This is a genomic window from Psychrobacter sp. 16-MNA-CIBAN-0192 (genome assembly GCF_040309565.1).
In the GTDB taxonomy this organism is placed as follows: Bacteria; Pseudomonadota; Gammaproteobacteria; order Pseudomonadales; family Moraxellaceae; genus Psychrobacter.
The window spans coordinates 1-235 of the sequence record NZ_JBEOOX010000733.1; the positions used below are offsets into that span (position 1 = coordinate 1).

The 235-nt window shown below is 39.6% G+C and carries 1 pseudogene; it reads left to right on the forward strand.

What is annotated here, in order from left to right:
- Nucleotides 1-235 (forward strand): annotated as a pseudogene (locus tag AAEY78_RS15030) (glutathione-dependent disulfide-bond oxidoreductase); the annotation flags it as partial.

A 235-nucleotide genomic window follows, 5' to 3' on the forward strand; every position in this document is an offset into this window, starting at 1 on the left:
ATATGATGCTTATCTGATTAACATCGGGGAAAAGGATCAATTCTCGTCAGGGTTCGTTGCCGTTAATCCAAACTCAAAAATTCCTGCTTTATTGGATAAATCAGCTAATGAAGACGAAAACGTGTTTGAATCTGCTTCAATTTTGGTTCATCTAGCAGAGAAGTTTAACCAATTCCTCCCTAAAGATGGCAAAGCCAGAACGCAAACATTTAACTGGTTGTTCTGGGCCCAAGGT